This window comes from Lacrimispora amygdalina (genome assembly GCF_900205965.1).
Taxonomy (GTDB): Bacteria; Bacillota; Clostridia; order Lachnospirales; family Lachnospiraceae; genus Lacrimispora; species Lacrimispora amygdalina_A.
Genome location: NZ_OAOF01000038.1, coordinates 1 through 21793, shown reverse-complemented (window position 1 = coordinate 21793; position 21793 = coordinate 1). Strand labels below are relative to the sequence as shown.

Genomic DNA, 21793 nt, shown 5'->3' with positions numbered 1-21793 from the left:
TAATATTTTTAAGATACATAAATGTACCTTGATAACTTAATTAATTTTGTTCAATAGGCTTAGTTAAGCCCATGATATAATTGTCTTAGTGTCAATCAGGTAATAGTTCTTCCATCTCCCGTTGAACCAGTGTTGGTTGCTTCATAATAAGTCTGTTCCCCTGAAATGGAAGTTAGCTTCAAACCGGCTGGCTGTTTGCTTAAGTTCATGGACGACCATCTAGCAGTGTGGTTTCGCATCTGTCCATCTTAAGCTGAATTCCTATATGCGAGGGTGTCGATGCCCCATGATCATGGGTTTTACCAAGTCGATTGTAATAAATCTAACTACGAAAGAAGGTGATTTTATGAACCCACTTTACGTTGGAATTGATGTAAGTAGCAAATCACTCTTTGAGACATAAAGCTTTAATCTTTCTTTATTAAAACTATTGTATATTCCCTTAAAATTTCTGTCTAGTTAATTGTAGACGATACACTCCCCCTCTCTTTTTAAAAGCTAAAACAAATAATAAATAACAATAAGTTTTTTTACATTCATTGCAGGCCTTTCCTCGTTTTACTTTAAGTTATTACCCTCTATTATATAGACGTTTTAAATCTTAAATCGTAACACTTTTTGTTTAAATTTTCAGAGACGATTGTTATTAATTTATGTATTCTGGATACTTGGCTTAAGTTTTAATAGTTAATAATATTAAACCGGTCCATATATCGTTTCTCCTATCTTTCAAAATCACTACCTCCACTGGTATGTAACACCACTCCCTCAATGACAACAACCCATTCCTGCTTCTCATTACGGAAAAATACTCTTTTTCATTTTCAGGCAGACCATATGCAATCTGGACCGTTTTCCAATTGCTCCTGTAAATATTACCCACCTTCACGATTTCAGGCATCCGTTCTGTTCTGCTGACCTCCACCATATTTTTATCATGGATCATATCTACATAATTGTATCTGGTTATGGTTATTGACAGAATCAGCCCCATGATTAAAAAATCAGACAGACCAATAAACATCAGCCAGTTTTTTCCAAGAAAAAATAGAAATAAAAGCAAAACCATTGCCAATAGATATAAAACTCCATAAACTGTAATCCCAACAATATTTGTCATATGTTTTCCCCCAGGATCATATTTATAATCATTCCATGAATCAATAAATATCTAATTGGATTATAACTCTATTTTTTCAATGATAACAGATATATATTGATTTTTTCTTTATTTGTCTATTATATTTACAGGAACATTTTTATGTTCCCTTATAAATATATAACTAGATAAGCATATATATCTTTCAGCTAAAAAATAAGCAGGTGAAGACCGAACAAACATGTCTTCACCTGCTAAATAATTTCCTTACCCAAAAATACCCGTAACTGCATTCCAGATCTTAGAAAATACATTCTTCACTCTCTGCCATACTCCCACATCCACTGCTGCAGGTTCAATATCCACTGCATTGCTATTTACATCATCCTCTGATATCTCCTCCGACCTTAAAACAATCTGAATGCTGGAAGGAGCCGGGTTCTTATCCGATGTAAAGGATACCATACTGGCATCTAAATTCATTTCCAAAAGGTTATTGTCATCTGCAATCTTGTCCAGTTTCTCATCGATGCTGTTCCTGATACTCTCATTTGCTCCCTTTAGTTTGCTTGTGGTGGCTGAGGTATCCGCTGCCTTTTCCAAAATATCAATTAAACCATTTAAAGTATCCTTCGTACCGCCTTCTACCGCACCCCGGTTGGTTTTAATGGTATTTTGAACACTTCGAAACAGTGAAATCACCTGATTGGTAGCAGAACTGATTTCTTCCACCGAAGCCGCCGTATCATTAAGCATTAAATCAAAGGCCGGCTTATTGTCGTTCTTTGTTTTATTTAAACTGACCACATCACCAATTGTCGTATCAATATCATATGTAATGGAAGCAAGCTTGCTTACAACCGCCTTGCTGTCTTTTACGCCGCCCTGTACATCAATTCCTGAGACTGTATAACGAACGCTGGATAAAATTTTATTCATGGAGTTTAATATCTTTGATAAAACAGCTGCTGTCTGTAACAGCGCAGAAGCATTGGGATTACTCGTTCCAGTTTCAGCAACCTGCTGAAGCTGGGCCCGCAGCTTGGATACCGCATCTGCACCCAGGGCAAATTCCAGGTCATTTAAAACCTCATCCATATCAGTCATCAGAGCCTGCATACTCTCAGCCTGATTTTTTAAATCTTCCTCACTTAGTGCCTCGGAAGGGGAAGCAGTCGAACCAAGTTTATTTAAAACACCCTGAATTCCATCAAGCTGCTGTTCAATATCCGCAATTTCACTTGTAATCTGATCTGCATCCGATTCCTCCAGTCCATTCTGCAAATCGCCCAGGGAATCTTTTAAATCTCTCAACGATGAGGATAGATTATAAAAATCTTCCCCGGAATCCTGAAGCGTCTCTACAAGAGTATTTACTTTTTTATTCACCTCATCGAGTCCCTGCTTATTTGCATTGATATCCGGTGCAAGCTGACTGATCTTCTGATTTGCCGCCTCCAGACCGTCTATGCTGGCATCTGCACTTGAAATAATCTGATCTTTTGATGCATCAAAGTTTTCCCTGGCTCCCTGAAGCTGGTTCAGTCCCTTCTTCGCAACTTTCATGCCGTCACTGATGCTGTGCAGGGTGTCCAGCATTTCATTCATACCATCCAATAACTGATCCGTGGAATCCTTAAACGTATCCTTTGCTTCCTTTACATCGGCAATATCACTGATCTGATCCAGGGTTCCTGGTACCATCATCATTATGATTCCGCTGGATTCAAAATCGTGGGAGCTGATTTCAATATGAAAAGTCTTTTCCTCCCCTGGTACTGCTGCAAAAAGAACCCCCTTATACGTACCCAGGGACTGGATCTGCGCTCCTGGCGCCTCAACGGAATTCACATCCTCCATATCTACCATCGTTCCTACCTGTAATAGCATGTTGTTCTGATAATACAGATTGGCATTCTTATTGGGGATGCAGTGGACATCGATTTCCACCAGACCGTCCGCATGCAGCAGATCCTGTGCTTCCTTTGGTATACCGTTTAATTTATATGAAATATCAAAATCCCAGGGAAGAACTACTTCTCCATTATTTAACTGACACTCATAATAGAAGCGGTCTTTGGCATCTTCCGGAAGCTCCCAGGTCACAGTGTCGCCGTCAACCACCGGCTTTGCGTAATTAGACATATTGGTGATATCTTTATAGGTTCCATAATCAGAAAAGGTCCGCTTTCCATTCAGTGTTACACCCTTTACAACACTGCTGTCCATCTCTTTTCCGTAATAATCCAGATTAACATATAACGTTTCATCAGTTAATACGGTTGGCGGACCGGCGTAACTGTTTCCTGCCATGGTAATACTGATCATTGAAGTGATTAACGCTGCTGCCGTCAGCCGATATGCTGTGCTCCATTTACTTTTCATTGGTTTTCACTTCCTCCTTATCCTGCTTCTTATCTTCTGTCGTTTTATCCTGTGCGCCTTTTTGGTCAGCGGCGCTTTCCTTTATTTTTTCCAGCCGTTCTTTCTTTTTTTCTATTACAGCCGCCTTAAATGCTTTTTTCTTCTCAATCACAGCCAGATGGGCAGCTGCGATCTTCTGCCGTTTCCCATCCTCCCACATCAGCACAGGATCTGCCAGTGTCAGAAGAACCGGCAGCAAAAACAGTACCATGATCACACTGATCAATGCGCCCCGGCCGATTAAATGCCCAAGACCTGCAATCGCAGATACAGAAGAAACAAAATACAAGCCGTATCCGACAATCGTCAGGATGGTACCTGAAGTCAGGATGGAAAGCGCACTTTTGGATACTGTATGCTTAATGGCTCTGGCCTTTTCCGGATACTTTTTCTTCATATCCATATAGTTATTCGTCATCAGAATGGAATAATCAACCGTTGCTCCCAGCTGAAGACAGCTGACAATAATATAGCCCAGATACAGTATCTTCTCTCCTGTAAAATAAGGAATTGCAAAATTGAAAAATACAGCGACTTCAATAGGAATCAATACAATGACAGGTATAATCAGTGAGCGGAATGTTAACATAACCACCAGACCAACGCCCAGTATGGAAAGAATATTTACAAAGTTATAATCCTGTGTAATAATCGTCTGGATATTCTGAGTAGAAGGTATTACACCTGTTATATAAGCTCCCTCCGGATAGTACTGATTTACCAGGGCACTGATCTCATCGGAACACTGGTATGCAAAATCACTTTCATCCGAAGACTTTACATAGATCATAATTCTGCTGTAATCTTTTGTATGCATCAGGCTTGTCAGGCTTTTGGGCAGAATCTTTTCCGGAATCCCCTCCGGCAGGGTACCGGCCAGAGATGTCACAGATCTGACATAATCAAGATCCTTCAATGAATCCGTTAAATTCTTTTCCGTCACCATATTTGTATTGGGTACAACAGCAAGAATCAGATTACTCTTTCCAAAACGGCTGTTAATCTGCTGTTCGTCGTTATATACCCTGGTACCCGGACTGGATCCAAGTGCGCTGTTTCCGAACGTAAATGCATTCATGCTCTGTGCCACAAAAGCCGGTATAATAAGAACTGCGATAGAAGTCAGAACGCCATAGCGCACTTTATGTACAAGGATACCAAGCCCATGGAACGACGGCATAAATGAACGATGTTCTGTTTTCTTGATTCTGTCACCCCAGCGAAGCAAAAGAGATGGCATTAAAAACAGTACAGTAACAAGGCTGATCACAATTCCTTTTGCCAGAACAAATCCCAGGTCCCGTCCAATGGAGAAACGCATCAGCATCAGAACCAGGAAACCAATAATGGTTGTTGCCCCGCTGGCCAGAATGGAAGGAAGGGCTTTATGTAGAGCATTGGTAATGGCAGTTACCGGATCGTCCCCTTTTTCCCTTTCTTTCGTGAAACTGTCCAGAAGGAAAACCGAGTAATCCATGGCTACAGCCAGCTGTAATATCGAAGCCACACTGAACGTAATAAATGAAATCGTACCAATGGCTAAATTGGATCCCATATTTATGATGATTGCAATTCCCATGATCATTAAAAAGAGAAACGGCTCAAACCATGAGGTTGTCGTTACACAAAGAACCACTGCAATCATAACAACTCCCATTGCCATGGCAATGCTGATCTCCCTTGTGAGGGTTTCATTTAACGATTTGTTCTGAACTGCTGATCCCATAAAATAGCCTTTTTCACCGGTCAGCTTCTGCATCTGGTTGATTGCCGACTTCGTCAGGCTGCTGGAGTCACCCTCTTTAAATATAATATCCATGACAGCATAATTGTCTTTATAGTAATCCTGGATATCATCATAGTTGATAAAAATATTGGCTTTATAAACATCGGTGGTGGTATCTGCCCACATCACCATATCCACCCCGTCGATGTCAGCAATCCGGTCTTTATAGGCCTTAGCTTCATACAACGTAACCGGCCCAACCATAACCCTTGCCGTGCCAGGATATCCAAACTGCTCTTCCATAACATTCAGACCTTTTTTGGCAGGAGCCCAGTCAGGAAGGTATTCACTTAAATCATAATTGACATGTACAAAACATGCACAGACAGCTGAGATAATGACTGCCAATGCGAAAATCTTTTCGATACGTCTGCCGTTCTTAACAATCAGTTCAATGAGTCCTGAATGTCTTTTCTTCGGCCTGCTAACATGATGCTGTTTCATTTTTTCTTTTGTTTTCACTGTCCTCATCCTCTTCTAGTCTTTTCAGTGTATACAATAATACCAATTTCCCCTTTTGTAATTATACAATCTTTTTAAGTTGAATGATTTTTCGACAAAATTCGAAATATGTCTAAACATGTTGTCATTTTTTATCGATTACGATATAATGGATTTGATTCGTCACATCTTAATCTCATTTCTTATTGCTGTATCTCGCATCCTGCGATTTACATAGATCATATCTAAGGAGGTATACATATGGTATACGAACAATTTCAAAAAGAAGTAAAGGAATCATTGGAAGAGCGCCTTGGCGCCGGCTATAACCTGACGCTGCAAAGCATCACAAAGAACAACGGACTTATTTTAAACGGCATCTGTATCAGCAAAGCAAACGAGAACACCGCTCCGGCCATTTATCTTCAGACCTTTTATGACATCTACAAAAAAGGGACGCCTTTTTCCCAGGTTCTTGATGAGATTCTGGATTTATACCAGTCACAGCATCTGCCCGAGGATTTATATTTGGAAGAGCTTCACTCACAAATTCCCTTGACCGACAAGATCATGTTCCGCCTCATTAACGAATCTGCCAATGAATCCCTGTTATCCGATCTCCCTCATTTATCTTTTCCAGATCTTGATCTGGCATTAATCTTCTGCCTGTCTCTTAATAAAAGTGAAGACCATCTTTTTTCAGCTCTTATCCACAAATCCCATCAGAAATTATGGAACATATCCACCGAAGATTTATTTGAGGCCGCCAATACCAACACGCCACGCCTGTTTCCCGCTAAAATTCAATCGCTTATGGAGGTAATAAAAGAAATTGCCGGGAACGCCTCTGACACAGAAATAAAAGAAGAGGACTGGGACGGATTCTTCGAACCCTCTCCCTTATCCCCTCCCATGTATGTCTTAACCAATTCCCATGGAATTCATGGAGCAGCCTGCATATTTTATGAAGGCATATTAAAAGACTTCGCAGAACACACAGGAGGCGATTTAATCATTCTGCCTTCCAGCATTCACGAAGTCTTGCTGATTCCATACAGTGAACATATTTCCTATGAGGAACTGGCCAAAACGGTCTTCTCTATCAACCAGGAAGAGGTTGCCAAAGAAGACCGTCTGTCCAATCATATCTATCTCTATTCCAAATCACAGGAACATCTGTCCATCGCTTTTACTTCTTCTTTCCCAATCGGAACAATGAATCCATGATAAAAATCGCCATGGCAATGGCACCTGAGATCTGAAGTGTCTCCACCAGATAATGGCTGGATAGCTCCGGATTGTTGCTGATTACACAGGATACACTTCTGTAAATAGAGGCTCCAGGAACCGAAGGAAGGATTCCTGCTACCAAAAATACCGTAACGGGAGCTTTATAGATTCTGGCAGCAATGTGACTGGAAAGTGCTACCAGCAGACTGGATAAAAAAGCCGCAGCTATCACCGAACCGGCTGCGGCTTGCACAAGAAGGTACACCAGCCAGCCGGCAGCTCCAATTCCGCCAGATAAAACAAAATATTTTTTAGGAATCTCCAATAATAAAGAAAAGCTGATTACTGCAAGAAACGCTCCTGCTGTCTGAATCACCATAGAAAACTCCCTCCAGTCAGCCATTGATATAGTCCCATTCCTGCTCCCACTCCTGCTGCAACTGCCAGAGCAATCACTACGGCTTCCATCATTCTGGCTGTGCCGGATGCATAATCCCCGTTTAATGTATCCCGGATTGCAGTGGTAAAGATCACCCCCGGTACAAGCGGCATGATAGCACCGATAATGATGATATCACTTTTTATTCCTGACCAGATCCATCGTTCCAGAAAAAGAGTGGTAAAAGCAATTAAGAATGCACAAAAGGCATTGGAGCAAAAATCATTCAGACGAATTCTTACAGAGAGCTTCGCTGCTCCAGCTAATACAGCTCCAGTAACAGCCGCCGCCAGACAGTCTCTTGCACTTCCACCCAGAAGCAGGGTAAAAAACACTGCCACTCCCACAAAACCCATATCCTTCAGTCTTTTCTGAAACTGTACCGTTCCCCGAATCTCTTTCAGCTGCTGATACGCCTCTTCTACTGTGATAAGATCTGCACAAAGCTTTCTGGATACATTATTTACCAGATATACCCTGTTTAGATTGGTATTTCTAACCGTGACCCTGCGGGCCACCGTAATTGCTTCAATGGCTGGATCATTGAGGGACGCAAAAATGCCTGTGGAAAAAACAATCGATTCTGCGGTATCCCGACCTGCTTTTCTTAAAATGTGGTCAATGGTATCCTCCACACGGAAGATTTCCGCACCACTTATCAACATAATCTCACCTGCCAGAACTGCAGTTTCCACAAGCAGTTTATCATTCATCGGCTCATCCTCTATCTAATTAAAAAATCAGGCTACCAATCTGGTATACCAAAACTGCAAATCCCCAGGCAACTGCCAGCTGAAATAAAACCGTACCAAGCGTAAATCTCAGGGAGCCGGTTTCTTTCTTAATAGTAGCAACCGCTGCAATACACGGGGAATACAAGAGGCAGAAAATCATCAGTGCATAAGCGTTGACACCGCCAAACCCTATATGTCCAAGCAATCCTGACAATTCTCCCATTCCTGCTGCAGAGTTGATATTATTGATTCCAAATAACACAGAGAAGCTGGAAACAACCACTTCTTTTGCAGAAAGTCCGGAAATGAGCGCCACTGCAATTCTCCAGTCTCCAAGTCCTGCCGGAGTAAGAACAGGAATTAAAACTCTGCCGATCATGGCTGCAAAGCTCTGTGATACATCTGCAACAAATCCGGTAAATCCGGTGTTCATCACGAACCAGAGTACGATCGACGCAAGAAATATGGTAGTCCCCGCTTTCCCAAGATAATCTTTCACCTTATCCCAGACATAGATGGTAACTGTTCTGGCATTGGGAGTCTTATACTCCGGCAGCTCAATTAAAAGCGTGTCCTCTTCTTCTGATTTTATCATCTTATGGGTCAAATGTGCAATAGCAATTGCAACCATAAGCCCGATCAAGTAGAGGGAATAAGCCGCAACCAACGCATGTTTTGGAAAAAACATCTCTGAAAACAAAACATAAATAGGAAGTCTGGCTGAACAGGACATAAAAGGTGTGATGAGTATGGTCCTCCGCCTGTCCCTTTCACTTGGCAGCGCCCTGGCTGCCATCACAGCAGGCACCGTACAGCCAAACCCCAGAAGCATGGGTAGGAATGCTTTTCCGGAAAGCCCAACCCTTCCCATAATTTCATTCATAACATAAGCAACTCTGGCCATATAACCGCTGTCTTCCAAAAAGGCCAGTGCAAGAAACAAAATAAATATATTAGGAAGAAAGGTAAGGATTCCGCCCACACCGGCAACAATCCCATCCACTACCAGTGAGATAATCCAGTCAGCCGCATGAATGCCTGCCATCAGTTGATACATTAACGATGATAAATGATCCAGAGCCACCTCAAAATATCCTTTTAAGAAATCTCCCACTGTAAAGGTCAGAAAAAACACCAGTGCCATAATTCCGAGGAACAGGGGAACGCCCCAGAACGGGTGCGTAAGGTAAGCATCAATCTTATCCGTCATTGCGGCCTTCTGTTCTTTGTTTACCAGGCATTCATGAATGATTCCCTCTATATAATCATATTTTTCATTGATTATCTCTTTTTCATAGTTATGGTCAATGATATTACTTAGATTAACGGGATGATCGTTTGCAACCTCTTCATCATATTCCAGAAACTTAATGGCATGCCACCGTAAGTTCTTTAATTTTCCATAATTGGCTTTCAGAACTGTCTCTACTTTGGATATCTTATTTTCAATCCGCGGCGTATATGTGACTACCACTCCCTGTGGTCCTTCTTCATAATGATGAACAACTGCATGCAAAAGCACATCCAGACCGGTCCTCTTTCTTGCAGAAACCGGGACAACAGGAATATTCCCCAGCATCTCCGGCAGACGGTGAAGATCTATCTCCATTCCCCTGTCTTCCACGATATCCATCATATTAAGTGCCAGTATGACTGGTTTTTTCAGCTCCAGAAGCTGAAGCGTAAGATAGAGATTCCGTTCCAGAGAGGAGGCATCCACAACGTTGATGATGACATCAACATCTTCATCTTCCAGACACTTTCTTGTAACAATCTCTTCAATTGTATAGCTGGTCAGGCTGTAAATTCCAGGTGTATCAATCACCCGGATCATCTGATTCTTATAGCTGGTCTCCCCTTCCACACGCTCTACTGTAACTCCAGGCCAGTTTGCCACTTTTAATCTGGCACCGGTAAACGCATTAAATAAGGTTGTCTTTCCACAGTTCGGGTTACCCACAAATGCCACGCGGATCATTCTGCTGTCTTCATTCATGAGCGGTCTCCTCCTTTATTTCAATTCCCTCTGAGATCTTCCTTCCCAGAGCCAGACGAGTCCCCCGGACCTTGATGATCACAGTTCCGCTCCCCTTCTTATTCAGCAGGGTAACCGGCGTCATCTCGTTGACGCCCAAGGCTTCCAGCCTTCTTGTAATGGAATCTTTTACCATTACACTGTATACCGTGTAGGTCTTTCCGATATCTCCTTCATGAAGCTTCATAATAATCTCCTCTGAATGCAGCCCTTTCACAAACCGGCACACCAGGGTTCTCTCCCTGGATTGCATCCATAGAGATTCTACACTTTTTGAGAATCATTGTCAATACCAACCGTATATCTGTACCATGTTTTTTACTGGTTGATATCCTGCAGCATCTTTTTCACCTGAACCATTCTGTCACGCAGCTTTGCAGCCTCTTCGAAATTCAACTCTGCCGCTGCCTGATGCATCTTTTTTGTCAGTTCTTTTGAAAGCTTCTCCAGCTCCTTTGCATCCATGGATTCGGGATCCTTTTTAAATTCCTTATCATCTGCAGCAGCAGCTTTGGAAATCGCAATTAAATCACGTACCGCCTTTTTAATCGTAGTGGGTGTAATCCCGTGCTCTTTATTATACCGTTCCTGAATCCCTCTTCTCCGGTTGGTCTCCTCAATCGCCACCCTCATAGAATCAGTCATGTTATCCGCATACATGATAACGTGCCCTTCCGAGTTTCTGGCCGCTCTTCCTATGGTCTGTATCAGGGAAGTCTCTGAACGCAGGAAACCTTCCTTATCCGCATCCAGGATTGCCACCAGCGTAATCTCCGGAATATCAAGACCTTCCCTTAACAGGTTGATTCCTACCAGAACATCAAAAACATCAAGACGCATATCCCGGATGATTTCAGAACGCTCCAGAGTATCGATATCGGAGTGGAGATACTTCACCCGGATACCTACCTCTCTCATATAATCCGTCAAATCTTCTGCCATACGCTTGGTCAGGGTGGTTATCAGAATCTTGTTCTTCTTTTCCACTTCTTTATTGACCTCAAAGATAAGATCATCAATCTGTCCTGCTACCGGTCTCACATCAATCTCCGGATCCAGAAGTCCGGTTGGACGTATGATCTGCTCCACTCTTAAAAGCTCATGCTGAGATTCATATACTGAGGGCGTGGCTGAAACAAACATCATCTGATTGATCTTGGATTCGAACTCCTCAAAATTCAAAGGCCGGTTATCCAGGGCAGAAGGAAGGCGGAATCCAAAATTCACCAGAGTGGTCTTTCTTGAGCGGTCTCCTGCGTACATTCCTCTCACCTGTGGAAGGGTAATATGGGACTCGTCCACAATGATCAGAAAATCATCCGGGAAATAGTCGATTAATGTATATGGAGGTTCTCCAGGTTTGCCCCCGGTCAGATGTCTGGAATAGTTCTCGATGCCGGAACAGAAGCCTGTCTCCTTCATCATCTCCACATCAAAATTAGTCCGCTCAGAGATTCTCTGGGCCTCTAACAGCTTATCCTCACTTTTAAAGTACTCTACCTGTTCCTTTAACTCTGCCAGAATTGTCTGGGCTGCGCGCTCCATCTTATCTTTGGATACAACATAATGGGAGGCAGGAAAAACCGCAATATGCCCCAGCTCTGCCCGGATCTCTCCGGTCAGTGTATCAATCTCCGTAATCCTGTCCACTTCATCACCAAAAAATTCCACACGGTAAGCCTCACTGCCGGAGTAGGAAGGAAAAATCTCCACCACATCTCCCCTAACACGGAAGGTACCGCGCTTAAAATCCATATCATTCCGGTCATACTGGATATCGATCAGCTTATGAATCACTTCATCCCGGTCCTTTACCATGCCGGGTCTTAAAGAAATCACCATCTCCTGGTAATCGATGGGACTTCCCAGTCCGTAAATGCAGGAAACCGAAGCAACGATAATCACATCTCGGCGCTCTGATAATGCCGCAGTGGCAGAATGGCGCAGCTTATCGATCTCATCATTGATAGAAGAATCCTTCTCAATGTAAGTATCGGTAGATGGTACGTATGCTTCGGGCTGGTAATAATCGTAATAGGAAACAAAATACTCCACTGCATTCTCCGGAAAAAATTCCTTGAATTCCCCGTAAAGCTGTGCAGCAAGAGTTTTATTATGTGCAATAATAAGGGTGGGTCTCTGTAATTCCTGTATAACATTTGCCATAGTAAAGGTCTTTCCAGATCCGGTAACTCCCAGTAAGGTCTGAAACTGATTGCCTTCCTTAAATCCCTTCACAAGCTGTTCTATGGCCTGGGGCTGATCGCCGGTCGGGGCAAACTCTGAATGCAATTGAAACTCCATACGTTCTTTTTACCTCCTTGGTGACAATATCGTACCAAGATTATAACATAGCGAAGATAAAAAGTATAGGCAGGGAAGGAACATTTGTTCTAATTTTATTTTTGTTTAAAAAATGAATCATCTAAGCTGATAATCCGTCCGGTTACAGCACAGGCTGCTGCCATTTTGGGAGAGGCGAGATATATCTCTACCCTGGAAGTTCCCATTCTTCCCAGAAAATTCCGGTTATTGGTAGCTACTACCCGTTCTCCGTCACTTAGAATTCCTCCAGTTCTGCCGCAGCATAATCCACACCCCGGATGGGTGATGATGGCACCTGCCTCAGAAAGAATCTCCATAATTCCCTGTTCCACAGCCTCCTGGTATACCTTCCGGCTGGCAGGTGTAACAATTAGCTTTACGTAATCTGCTACTTTTCTGTCCTTTAAAACCTCTGCTGCTGCCGCTAAATCCTCCAGACGTCCATTGGTACAGGAACCGATAAATACCTGATCAATGAGAATTCCCTCCAGTTCACTGACCGGTTTTATTTTGTCCACCTGGGAAGGACATGCCATAACAGGTACAAAATCCTGCGCCTGATACCTGATCACTCGTTTGTATCCAGCATCGTCATCTCCTGTCAGACTCTTCTGGAAATCACTTAGCTCTATCTGGCAATATTCAGCAGTTTTCTCATCCGGGGTAAACAAAGCACATTTTGCCCCTGCTTCAACCGCCATATTAGCGATAGTCATGCGGCTTGCAACAGACATTTCCTTCACAGTACTTCCAGTAAATTCAAGTGCCAGATAAGTCGCACCATCCGCACCTAAGTCCCCAATCAGCCGCAGGATAATATCCTTTGACATTACATGATCCGGCAGCTTACCATCAATCACCACTTTGATTGTCTCCGGTACCTTGATCCACATAGTTCCCGTACCCAGGATACTCGCCATCTCCGTATACCCGATTCCAGAGGAAAATGCTCCTACACAGCCGTATGTGGTGGTATGGCTGTCTGTACCAAATACCACATCACCTGGTTTTACGTAACCGGCTTCCGTCATCAGCTGGTGGCAGATTCCATCACTTCTGTGCACATGTGACATTCCATATTTTGCTGCAAATGCATCTCCAATCCGAAAGTGTCTGGTATCATCTAACTGACTGGCCGGCACAAGATGATCATAGATTAAGACCGCTTTATCCGGATCCCAGAGCTTTTTAAACCCCATCTCCTCAAATTTATCTGCGACAAAGGGAATGAAAATGTCATGAATCATCACCCGGTCAGCTTTTACGGTAACAATGTCACCCGGCTTTACATTGTCCGCACCTGTATTATGCCTGATTATTTTCTCAATGATTGTACTTCCCATTGCCCCCTCCTTAATCCAGTCCGTTCCGTTTTCTCATGGCCTTCACCAGTCCACCTGCACTTATAATGTCCACCAGATTCTGTGGCAGGGAGGCGATCTGGTAGAATCTGCCCCTATATTCCACATGCTTATTTACCGTAACTTCGATGGTATCGCCTTCTTTTATATCATGATATAAATCCGGCTGTTCGATAAGAAGCAGCCCATTATTGATGGAATTGCGGAAAAATATTCTTGCAAAAGATTTTGCAATTACGCATTTGATCCCAAGAGCCTTGATGATCTCCGGAGCCTGCTCTCTGGATGATCCGCATCCAAAATTTTTTCCTGCAACAATCACATCCCCTTTACTGATCTGTCCGGCCAGTTCCGGACGGAGAGGGCTAAAACCGTATTGCTTCATCTCTTCTATGGTTTTCAGTGCCAGATATTCTGTAGGAATAATAATGTCCGTATCGATATCATCACCCAGAACCCAGACCTTCCCTGTAAATGTCTCCATGTTCATATCCCCTTCTGTTAAGCAAGTGTAATCTCTCCGGCAATCGCTGATGCCGTCACAGTGGCAGCAGAACCTAAATATACTTTGGAGCTCGGATGCCCTGCCCTGCCTTTGAAATTACGGGTTCCTGTACTGATCAGCACTTCATTTTCCCCGATTACTCCCTGGCAGCTTCCCCAGCAGACACTGCAGTTCGGATTCATTACGATGGCACCCGCTTCCATAAATATATCAATCAGCCCTTCCGCTAATGCCTGCTTATATACCTCCAGGCTCGCCGGAACTACTAAAAACCGTACACTGTCTGCCACCTTTTTCCCCTTGATGATCCCCGCACCCACTCTCAGTTCTTCTATTCGCCCATTGTTGCAGGATCCTAAAAATGCTTCATCTATTTTTACTCCGCAAACCTCTTTTGCAGGAACCACATCATCTACAAAATCCGGACGGGCAACCACAGGTTTTATCGCCGACAAATCAATGGTATATTCCCTTGCGTAGACTGCGTCCGGATCACTTTTATATACTGCTTTCGGTTTTCTTCCCCGTTCTTCCAGATACGCCAGCGCAATATCATCTGCTTCAAAAATACCTGTTTTAGCTCCTGCCTCAACGGATAAGTTGCATAAAACCATACGGTCATTGACACTCAGCGTCTTTGCACCTTCACCGCTAAATTCCATCACCTGATAGTTGCACCCGTTCGCTCCGATTTGTCCGATCATTGTAAGCATTAAATCTCTGGGATAGACTCCATCAGGCAGCTTTCCCACCAGATTGAATTTCACTGATTCCGGAACCAGCACCCAGGATGTGCCAGTTACCATACCGTATAGAAAATCCGTACAGCCCACTCCTGTTCCAAAGGCTCCTAAGGCACCATATGTACAGGTATGGCTGTCTGCACCAAAAATCAGTTCACCGGGGCAGACGTAATTTTCCATCATAATCTGATGACATACACCCTTTCCTTCCCAGAAGTCAATCTGATGCTCTCTGGCAAAATCCCGCATCTTCTTCTGTGCTGCAGCCGTCTTTGGATTGTCTGCAGGCACATTATGATCTACAATAAAGACCAGTTTTCCGGGATCTGCAATGCGGGGATTCGTCAGTTTATTATGATACATATCAACCGTTAAGTGAGTGGTCCCGTCATTGCTCATCAGGCGGTCTAAATGAACCGTATGAATATCTCCCGGTTTTACATGGTCCACACCGGCAGCAGCCGCTATCACTTTCTCTGCAATTGTCATTCCCATGCCTTAATCCTCCTTATTTAGAGATGCAATCAGACCACCCTGATTTAAAATATTCTGCATATATTCAGGAAGCTTTGTACAGGAATACGCTTTATCGTTGGCCCTGACAATTCCCTCTGATAAGAAAAGCTCCATCTTATCCCCTGTATTTACTTCATCGGGAAGCTCTTTGCATACAATAACCGGAAGTCCGATATTGATTGCATTTCGAAAGAATATTCTGGCAAATGATTTTGCGATCACCGCTTTTACGCCCAATGCTTTTAAAACACCCGGAGCCTGCTCTCTCGATGAACCGCAGCCAAAATTCTCCCCGCCTACCACGTAATCTCCTGGTTTAACTTTGTTCGGAAACTCGGGATCCAGAGATTCAAATGTATGTACTTTCATTTCTTCAAGATCAGGCAATAAAAGATACTGGGATCCTATAATCTGATCAGTATCCAGATCATTATGAAATTTAAAAATTGCTCCTGACGGCATAAGGCTTCCTCCTGTTCCTAAGTAATACCTGTTGTTTTGTTTATTTTACCACAGCCTTTAATATAATAATAATACATGATAAGAATATTTAATATAACATAAGATTATACTATTTCTGATTCATACGCCATTGTAAATCTGGTCCATTTAGTATATCATATTTTTTATACCATTAACGATCAGGAGGATATTATATGTACAGCTTTAATAACGATTACAGCGAAGGCGCTCACCCAAAGATCCTGGAAGCAATTACCCGGACCAATCTGGTTCAGAATGGCGGTTACGGAATGGACGAACACTGCAACCGTGCCCGGGAAATAATCCGGCAGGAAATCGGGAGAGAAGACGCCGATGTTCATTTCATAGTCGGCGGTACCCAGACCAATCTGATTACCATCGGAACTGCTCTGCGGCCGTGGCAGGCAGTAATCTGTGTCGTTCAGGGGCATATTAATGTCCATGAAACCGGTGCCATTGAAGCTACCGGTCATAAAGTTCTGACTATGCCGGGAAAAGACGGAAAGCTGACTCCTGATGATATTATCCAGGCGTTAGATTATCATACCGATGAGCATATGGTTCAGCCCAAAATGGTTTATATCTCCAACTCTACAGAAACCGGAACCCAATATACCAAAGCGGAACTGGAATCACTTCACCATTTGTGCCGTGAGAAGGAGCTTTATCTGTTTTTAGATGGAGCCCGCCTCGGCTCTGCACTAACCAGTCCGGTGAATGACCTGGCAATGAAAGATATCGCAGCACTTACGGATGTTTTCTACATTGGCGGAACAAAAGCCGGTGCACTCTTTGGAGAAGCACTGGTTATCAGTCACCCGGAATTAAAACCGGATTTCCGCTTCATGGTAAAACAGCGGGGCGCTCTGCTGGCAAAAGGCTGGCTCCTTGGCATTCAGTTTGAAGAGCTGTTTACAGACGGCCTCTACTATGAACTGGCCTCTCATTCCAATGATATGGCTAAGATTTTAAGAGAAGGAATCAAAGACTGCGGTTACTCATTTGCCTCTCCTGCTTTTACAAACCAGCTGTTTCCTATATTTCCTGAGGCTGTGATCAAAACGCTTCAGAAGGATTTTGTATTCTCTATACAAGAAAAGGGAGAGGAGCGCTCCGTCATTCGTCTGGTCACCTCCTGGGCTACCAGCAAAGAGGAGTGCGGACATTTTCTGAGTGTACTGAAAACCTGTTCCATATAGTGAAACAGCCCTTAAGATACAGGCAGTTTTTTCTGCCGTCTCTTAAGGGCTGTTAGTTTCTAATTTAATGCTTGAATGGCTTCTATCAGCTGATTATCTTCTTCATGCTCTATCTTTATCTTCGATTTCAACTCTTCTTTTAACTCTACCATAACATCGGGCTGGAGTCCCTTGCCATGTAGATCAAAGCCGCTGGGGGTATAATAATGGGCAACCGTCATCTTAATTGCCGTTCCCTTATCTAACGGGAATAAGGTCTGAACAATTCCCTTACCAAACGTTTTCGTTCCAACCAGCTTTGCTCTGTCATATGCTTTCAGCGCGCCGGAGAAAACTTCAGAAGCACTTGCAGACTGCCCATTGACCAGAACCGCCATTGGAAGATCTACCTCATGACCGTCAGAAGCATAATACTGGTCACCTTTTCCATTCCTATCCGCCATATATACAAGAAGTGTTTTATTTTTCTTGGTTCTGACAAGATTAGGATCTCCTTCAATAACCAGATCATCAGGAAGAATGTAATCCAGCATGGATACCACTGCATCCACAACCCCTCCCGGGTTATTCCTTAAATCAACCACCAGCTTCTTCATTCCCTTTTTTTCCAGATCATCAATAGCACCTTTAAACTGCTCCGAGGTCACTGTATCAAACTGGCTTACTGAGATATATCCGATATTGTCAGCCAGCATTTCATATTCCACTGTGGGAACTGTAATCTGGCGGCGTTCCATAGTCATATCAATATAATCACCCGCATCCTTACGAAGAACGGTGATGGTAACCGGCGTTCCTTCTTCCCCTTTGATGTAGTCTTTTACTACCAGCTCCAAATCCACTCCGGTCACTTCTTTGGTTCCGACCTTATACAGGATATCGCCGGGTAGGATTCCTGCTTCAGCCCCGGGAGTTCCTTCAAATACCTTACTCACAGTAATCACTCCGGTTGAGGCATTCTGACTCACCATCACTCCTATTCCGCAATATTCTCCTGACGTATCTTCCATCAGCTTTTCGTACTCAGCTGCAGTATAATAAACGGTATATGGATCCTCCAGACCATAGAGCATTCCTTTATAGATCCAGTCTTCCACTTTGCTGTTATCTTCATCAAAGAGATAATACTTGTCAATGACACTCTGAATCGTCTGGATTTTTGCTGCAATCCGGTTTAAATCCAGATTGCCGTCCTGATTCTCTGCCTGAACAGATTCTGCTGTCTGTCCTTTTCCATCAATTGCAGTTCTTCCAATTAAAAAAATACCTAATGACATGCCAACGATTATAAGACCTGCCAATGTGGTAAGAAGCGCCCCGACCAGGGCACCTTTCCAAAATTTATTCTTACTTTCCACTGTCATTCTCCTATCTAGCTCATTATGGGCTTACGTATTTCACTGGATTTACATAACTTCCATTCACTCTGATCCCAAAGTGGAGATGCGGTCCCGTGGAATATCCGGTAGAACCCACTTTTCCTATTAACTGTCCCTGCGATACTTCCTGCCCCGCTGAAACCAGGAGTTGGGAACAGTGCATATAAACAGTATAAACTCCTCCGCCGTGATGAATCATAATATAATTGCCGGCAGAATAACTGTATGTAGAAATCGTTACTGTCCCGGAAGCAGCAGCTAAAACATCGTTACCAGATGAAGCTCCGATATCAATGCCCTGATGATTGGAAGAGGCTCCTTCGGTTGGAGAATCCCTGTCCCCAAAGGAAGAGGTGATTCTTGCAGAAGATGGACAGGGCCATATAAACTTAATATTCCCGATTGCCACCGTATTATACGTTTTCCCGGCCTTCTGCGCCGCTTTGCGTGCTTCTTCTTCCTGTTTGCGTATCAGAGCTTCCATCTCTTTGATCCGCTGTTCCTGCGCCGCTAAATCTTTTTCCAGTTCAGATAGATTTTCCTGATTCTTAGATATCCGGTTCTGGTAGGAGGCTAGTTCCTGATTCTTAGCCTGTAAAAGAGCCTCAGCCTCCTGCTTTTTTTCTCTGGCAGCAGTCTGATATCCCAGCAGCTTTTCATACTCTGCATTTAGAAGCACCTTTCTTTGACTGACTTCTTCTTTGGTTCTTTTATAGTCCTCCAGCATTCTTCTATCATATGCAGCAATACTTCTAATGTATTCCGCCCGGTTAAAAAGCTGGGTGAGATCGGCGGACCTAAACAGCAAGTCCAGATAGCTCGTCTCACCCTTCTCATACATATATTGAATTCTCAGTTTCATATTCCGGTACTGATGTTCCTGTGCTTCACTGGCAGCTTCTAAGTCGGCTTTTGCTGCTTTAATCTGCTCTTCTTTGGCTGAGATCTGGGAAGTCAGCGCTGTCAGCTGCTTATCATAATCAGCCAGTTTGTCATCTAAGCCTTTGACATAAACGGAAGCATCCGATTTTAAACCTTCCAGCTCTTTTAAGGCTCTTTCCACTTCCTTTTTCTCATCTTCTATGGTATTGGCCTTTTTCTTTGCATCATTTACCTCATTCTTTGTACCATAGGAGGGAAATATACATGATACGGCCATAAAAAGACCGATTCCCACAGCAAGCAGCCTTTTTCCGTGCTTCATGGGCTTCTCCCCTTACACCTTTAAATGTTTGCGGATTGTAAAGAAACTGACAAAAAATCCGATTCCAAGCCCCAGCGACATAGCCGTTGCCGCCATATAAGGAAAAATGACATCAACAGGCAGGAACTGAAATAACCCGGATAATATGCTGAATTTTGTCACTACATATTGTACTGCAGAACGATACAGAAAATAAATAGCAATCAGGGGAATTGAGGCCCCTACCAGACCGATGATCACTCCCTCCACTACAAACGGAGCTCTTATCATATAATTGGTGGCACCAATCAGCTTCATGATCTGGTTCTCATTCTTCCGGAACGCGGCTGCTACGGATATCGTATTGCTAATTAAGAATATGGCAACTGCCAGGAGTACACCGATGATGAGCATGGAGAGGATTCCTATCACTTTGTTTAAGCTGTTCATTCCCTCCGCTGCTGTTTTGGAATAATTGACTTTTCTTACTCCTTCTATTCCATCTAACCAGGTAACAATTTCATCCTGTTTGGTTAAATCATTTAAAAATATCGTATAGGAGGAAGAGTTGGCCAGAGGATTGTCCTCTTCAAATCCTTCTGCAAGATCCTGCAAATCACCGAAGTATTCTTTCTTTGCTTCCGCCCATGCCTCTTCAGCAGAAGTGAATTTTACTTCCTTAACTTCTTTTCTTGACTTGATCTCATTTCCTATCTGGGTGATTTTATTTTTATCAAGCCCCTCGTCAAAAAATACAGTGATTCCAACTGTGCTCTCTGTATTTTTAACTACATACTGAACATTAACCACGATGGAGAAGAACAGACAGAAAAGAAAAATGCATGCGGATACGGTAGCGATCGATGCCAGTGAAAATAATATATTTTTGCAGATGTTTATTACACCTTGTTTCAGACAATACCAAAATGTACTAATTCTCATATGTATAACCGCCTTTTTTCTCATCGCTTATGATGGTTCCGCGATCCATCATAATTACCCGCTTCTTCATACGGTCTACTATCTCCTGGCTGTGAGTAACAACAATCACAGTAGTACCCTGTTTGTTGACCTCCTCTAATAACTTCATAATCTCCATGGAGTTGTGTCCGTCTAAGTTTCCTGTTGGCTCGTCTGCCAATAGTATCTCGGGTCTGTTAATGAGCGCTCTGGCTATCGCGACCCTCTGCTGCTCTCCGCCGGAAAGCTGCTGCGGGAAAAATTTATACTTGGAAGACAGCCCAACCATCTTTAACATGGCAGGTACTGACTCTTTTATGCTTCTTGTGGAGGCTCCGATGACCCGCTGGGCAAACGCCACGTTTTCATATACATTCCGGTCTTTTAAAAGCCGGAAGTCCTGAAAAACCATGCCAAGCTTCCGGCGGTATCTGGGAATAAAACGCCTTGGCATCTTGCCTAAATTTACATCGTTTACAATTATCTTACCAGAGGTGGGCTCCACTTCTTTTAATAACATTTTCAGCAAAGTGGATTTTCCTGAGCCGCTTCTGCCGATGATGAAAACAAATTCACCGTCCGCCACAGTCATGTTGATGTTACGCAGTGCCTTGTTTCCCGCCTCGTATGTTTTACTTACGTTCCATAATTCAATCATTTTTGTCCTCTGAGTAATTTAACATAGCGTGTTTTTCTTTTACAAATGGGTGAAAATGCGAAACCGCAAATTCATAGAAAACGCGAATACATAGAAACGCGACTCCGCAGTGTAACCTCGATTACGCTTCGCTTCATCTCGGTTTACGGGCTTCGCCCTATGAAAAGAGTCAGCAATACAGATGCTTTTGTGCAAGCACAACGTACTGGTCTCTTTCCGCGACTCCGCAGTGTAACCTCGATTACGCTTCGCTTCATCTCGGTTTACGGGCTTCGCCCTATGAAAAGAGTCAG

Annotated in this window: 18 protein-coding genes; 2 read left to right on the top strand and 16 right to left on the bottom strand. The window is 43.3% G+C overall.

The features are described from left to right. Nucleotides 1-673: 673 nt before the first annotated feature. The 3 genes from CRO04_RS24580 to CRO04_RS24570 all read right to left on the bottom strand — a co-directional run bounded on the left by CRO04_RS24580 (nucleotide 674) and on the right by CRO04_RS24570 (nucleotide 5780). A complete protein-coding gene (locus CRO04_RS24580) occupies nucleotides 674-1120 on the bottom strand; it encodes a hypothetical protein (protein WP_097006891.1) in 447 nt (148 codons plus the stop codon). Between the two features lie 246 nt (nucleotides 1121-1366). Further along, nucleotides 1367-3484: a hypothetical protein gene (locus tag CRO04_RS24575; RefSeq protein ID WP_097006890.1), complete on the bottom strand. Its 2118-nt coding sequence runs from the start codon at nucleotides 3482-3484 to the stop codon at nucleotides 1367-1369. Next, a complete protein-coding gene (locus CRO04_RS24570; protein ID WP_242974636.1) occupies nucleotides 3474-5780 on the bottom strand; it encodes an efflux RND transporter permease subunit in 2307 nt (768 codons plus the stop codon). Before CRO04_RS24570 ends, CRO04_RS24575 begins: the two co-directional genes overlap by 11 nt. Nucleotides 5781-6011: 231 nt before the next feature. Between CRO04_RS24570 and CRO04_RS24565 the strand changes: the two genes are divergently transcribed. Next, the gene (locus tag CRO04_RS24565; RefSeq protein ID WP_097006889.1) at nucleotides 6012-6977 is read left to right on the top strand and encodes a DUF5688 family protein; all 966 of its coding nucleotides are present in this window, start codon (nucleotides 6012-6014) and stop codon (nucleotides 6975-6977) included. On the opposite strand, the gene CRO04_RS24560 is transcribed toward CRO04_RS24565, so the two are convergent. From CRO04_RS24560 to leuD, 9 genes are all read right to left on the bottom strand, one after another. Next, complete coding sequence (locus CRO04_RS24560) at nucleotides 6940-7359, bottom strand: threonine/serine exporter family protein (RefSeq protein WP_097006888.1); 420 nt, start codon at nucleotides 7357-7359, stop codon at nucleotides 6940-6942. The genes CRO04_RS24565 and CRO04_RS24560 overlap by 38 nt on opposite strands. Then, nucleotides 7353-8132, bottom strand: coding sequence for a threonine/serine exporter family protein (locus CRO04_RS24555; RefSeq protein ID WP_097006887.1), 780 nt, complete (start codon nucleotides 8130-8132; stop codon nucleotides 7353-7355). The genes CRO04_RS24560 and CRO04_RS24555 overlap by 7 nt, the downstream gene beginning before the upstream one ends. A 19-nt stretch (nucleotides 8133-8151) precedes the next feature. After that, the gene (gene feoB, locus CRO04_RS24550) at nucleotides 8152-10149 is read right to left on the bottom strand and encodes a ferrous iron transport protein B (protein WP_097006886.1); all 1998 of its coding nucleotides are present in this window, start codon (nucleotides 10147-10149) and stop codon (nucleotides 8152-8154) included. After that, nucleotides 10142-10375: a FeoA domain-containing protein gene (locus CRO04_RS24545; protein ID WP_097006892.1), complete on the bottom strand. Its 234-nt coding sequence runs from the start codon at nucleotides 10373-10375 to the stop codon at nucleotides 10142-10144. The genes feoB and CRO04_RS24545 overlap by 8 nt, the downstream gene beginning before the upstream one ends. A gap of 131 nt (nucleotides 10376-10506) precedes the next feature. Then, nucleotides 10507-12492 carry an excinuclease ABC subunit UvrB gene (uvrB, locus tag CRO04_RS24540; protein ID WP_097006885.1) on the bottom strand — a complete coding sequence of 662 codons (1986 nt, stop codon included), beginning with the start codon at nucleotides 12490-12492 and terminating at the stop codon, nucleotides 10507-10509. Between the two features lie 95 nt (nucleotides 12493-12587). Further along, nucleotides 12588-13856 carry a 3-isopropylmalate dehydratase large subunit gene (locus tag CRO04_RS24535; RefSeq protein ID WP_097006884.1) on the bottom strand — a complete coding sequence of 423 codons (1269 nt, stop codon included), beginning with the start codon at nucleotides 13854-13856 and terminating at the stop codon, nucleotides 12588-12590. A 10-nt stretch (nucleotides 13857-13866) separates the two neighbouring features. Next, complete coding sequence (locus CRO04_RS24530) at nucleotides 13867-14358, bottom strand: 3-isopropylmalate dehydratase (RefSeq protein WP_097006883.1); 492 nt, start codon at nucleotides 14356-14358, stop codon at nucleotides 13867-13869. A gap of 17 nt (nucleotides 14359-14375) precedes the next feature. Next, nucleotides 14376-15617, bottom strand: a complete 1242-nt coding sequence (locus tag CRO04_RS24525; RefSeq protein WP_097006882.1) for a 3-isopropylmalate dehydratase large subunit — start codon at nucleotides 15615-15617, stop codon at nucleotides 14376-14378. A 3-nt stretch (nucleotides 15618-15620) separates the two neighbouring features. Further along, nucleotides 15621-16100 carry a 3-isopropylmalate dehydratase small subunit gene (gene leuD / locus CRO04_RS24520; RefSeq protein ID WP_097006881.1) on the bottom strand — a complete coding sequence of 160 codons (480 nt, stop codon included), beginning with the start codon at nucleotides 16098-16100 and terminating at the stop codon, nucleotides 15621-15623. A gap of 194 nt (nucleotides 16101-16294) precedes the next feature. Here leuD and CRO04_RS24515 point away from each other — a divergent pair, with 194 nt between their 5' ends. Further along, on the top strand, nucleotides 16295-17320 hold the full coding sequence (locus CRO04_RS24515) for a threonine aldolase family protein (protein ID WP_097006880.1): 1026 nt from the start codon (nucleotides 16295-16297) through the stop codon (nucleotides 17318-17320). Between the two features lie 59 nt (nucleotides 17321-17379). On the opposite strand, the gene CRO04_RS24510 is transcribed toward CRO04_RS24515, so the two are convergent. Genes CRO04_RS24510 through ftsE form a run of 4 tightly spaced genes read right to left on the bottom strand, consistent with a single transcriptional unit; the run spans nucleotide 17380 to nucleotide 21500 of the window. Beyond that, a complete protein-coding gene (locus CRO04_RS24510; RefSeq protein WP_097006879.1) occupies nucleotides 17380-18678 on the bottom strand; it encodes a S41 family peptidase in 1299 nt (432 codons plus the stop codon). A 22-nt stretch (nucleotides 18679-18700) separates the two neighbouring features. Continuing rightward, a complete protein-coding gene (locus CRO04_RS24505; protein ID WP_097006878.1) occupies nucleotides 18701-19903 on the bottom strand; it encodes a murein hydrolase activator EnvC family protein in 1203 nt (400 codons plus the stop codon). Between the two features lie 12 nt (nucleotides 19904-19915). Further along, a complete protein-coding gene (gene ftsX / locus CRO04_RS24500) occupies nucleotides 19916-20824 on the bottom strand; it encodes a permease-like cell division protein FtsX (RefSeq protein ID WP_097006877.1) in 909 nt (302 codons plus the stop codon). Beyond that, nucleotides 20814-21500 (bottom strand): cell division ATP-binding protein FtsE, encoded by a 687-nt coding sequence (ftsE, locus tag CRO04_RS24495; protein ID WP_097006876.1) that lies wholly within the window; start codon nucleotides 21498-21500, stop codon nucleotides 20814-20816. Before ftsE ends, ftsX begins: the two co-directional genes overlap by 11 nt. Between the last annotated feature and the right edge of the window lie 293 nt (nucleotides 21501-21793).

Excerpts from the sequence above, each read along its gene's own strand:
- CRO04_RS24565 (WP_097006889.1), top strand. The coding sequence starts at position 6,012 with ATGGTATACGAACAATTTCAAAAAGAAGTAAAGGAATCATTGGAAGAG.
- CRO04_RS24535 (WP_097006884.1), bottom strand. The coding sequence starts at position 13,856 with ATGGGAAGTACAATCATTGAGAAAATAATCAGGCATAATACAGGTGCG.
- ftsE (WP_097006876.1), bottom strand. The coding sequence starts at position 21,500 with ATGATTGAATTATGGAACGTAAGTAAAACATACGAGGCGGGAAACAAG.
- CRO04_RS24555 (WP_097006887.1), bottom strand. The coding sequence starts at position 8,132 with ATGAATGATAAACTGCTTGTGGAAACTGCAGTTCTGGCAGGTGAGATT.
- CRO04_RS24515 (WP_097006880.1), top strand. The coding sequence starts at position 16,295 with ATGTACAGCTTTAATAACGATTACAGCGAAGGCGCTCACCCAAAGATC.
- CRO04_RS24545 (WP_097006892.1), bottom strand. The coding sequence starts at position 10,375 with ATGAAGCTTCATGAAGGAGATATCGGAAAGACCTACACGGTATACAGT.
- CRO04_RS24525 (WP_097006882.1), bottom strand. The coding sequence starts at position 15,617 with ATGGGAATGACAATTGCAGAGAAAGTGATAGCGGCTGCTGCCGGTGTG.
- CRO04_RS24530 (WP_097006883.1), bottom strand. The coding sequence starts at position 14,358 with ATGGAGACATTTACAGGGAAGGTCTGGGTTCTGGGTGATGATATCGAT.
- CRO04_RS24580 (WP_097006891.1), bottom strand. The coding sequence starts at position 1,120 with ATGACAAATATTGTTGGGATTACAGTTTATGGAGTTTTATATCTATTG.
- CRO04_RS24575 (WP_097006890.1), bottom strand. The coding sequence starts at position 3,484 with ATGAAAAGTAAATGGAGCACAGCATATCGGCTGACGGCAGCAGCGTTA.
- leuD (WP_097006881.1), bottom strand. The coding sequence starts at position 16,100 with ATGCCGTCAGGAGCAATTTTTAAATTTCATAATGATCTGGATACTGAT.
- CRO04_RS24560 (WP_097006888.1), bottom strand. The coding sequence starts at position 7,359 with ATGGTGATTCAGACAGCAGGAGCGTTTCTTGCAGTAATCAGCTTTTCT.
- CRO04_RS24505 (WP_097006878.1), bottom strand. The coding sequence starts at position 19,903 with ATGAAGCACGGAAAAAGGCTGCTTGCTGTGGGAATCGGTCTTTTTATG.
- uvrB (WP_097006885.1), bottom strand. The coding sequence starts at position 12,492 with ATGGAGTTTCAATTGCATTCAGAGTTTGCCCCGACCGGCGATCAGCCC.
- feoB (WP_097006886.1), bottom strand. The coding sequence starts at position 10,149 with ATGAATGAAGACAGCAGAATGATCCGCGTGGCATTTGTGGGTAACCCG.
- CRO04_RS24570 (WP_242974636.1), bottom strand. The coding sequence starts at position 5,780 with ATGAGGACAGTGAAAACAAAAGAAAAAATGAAACAGCATCATGTTAGC.
- ftsX (WP_097006877.1), bottom strand. The coding sequence starts at position 20,824 with ATGAGAATTAGTACATTTTGGTATTGTCTGAAACAAGGTGTAATAAAC.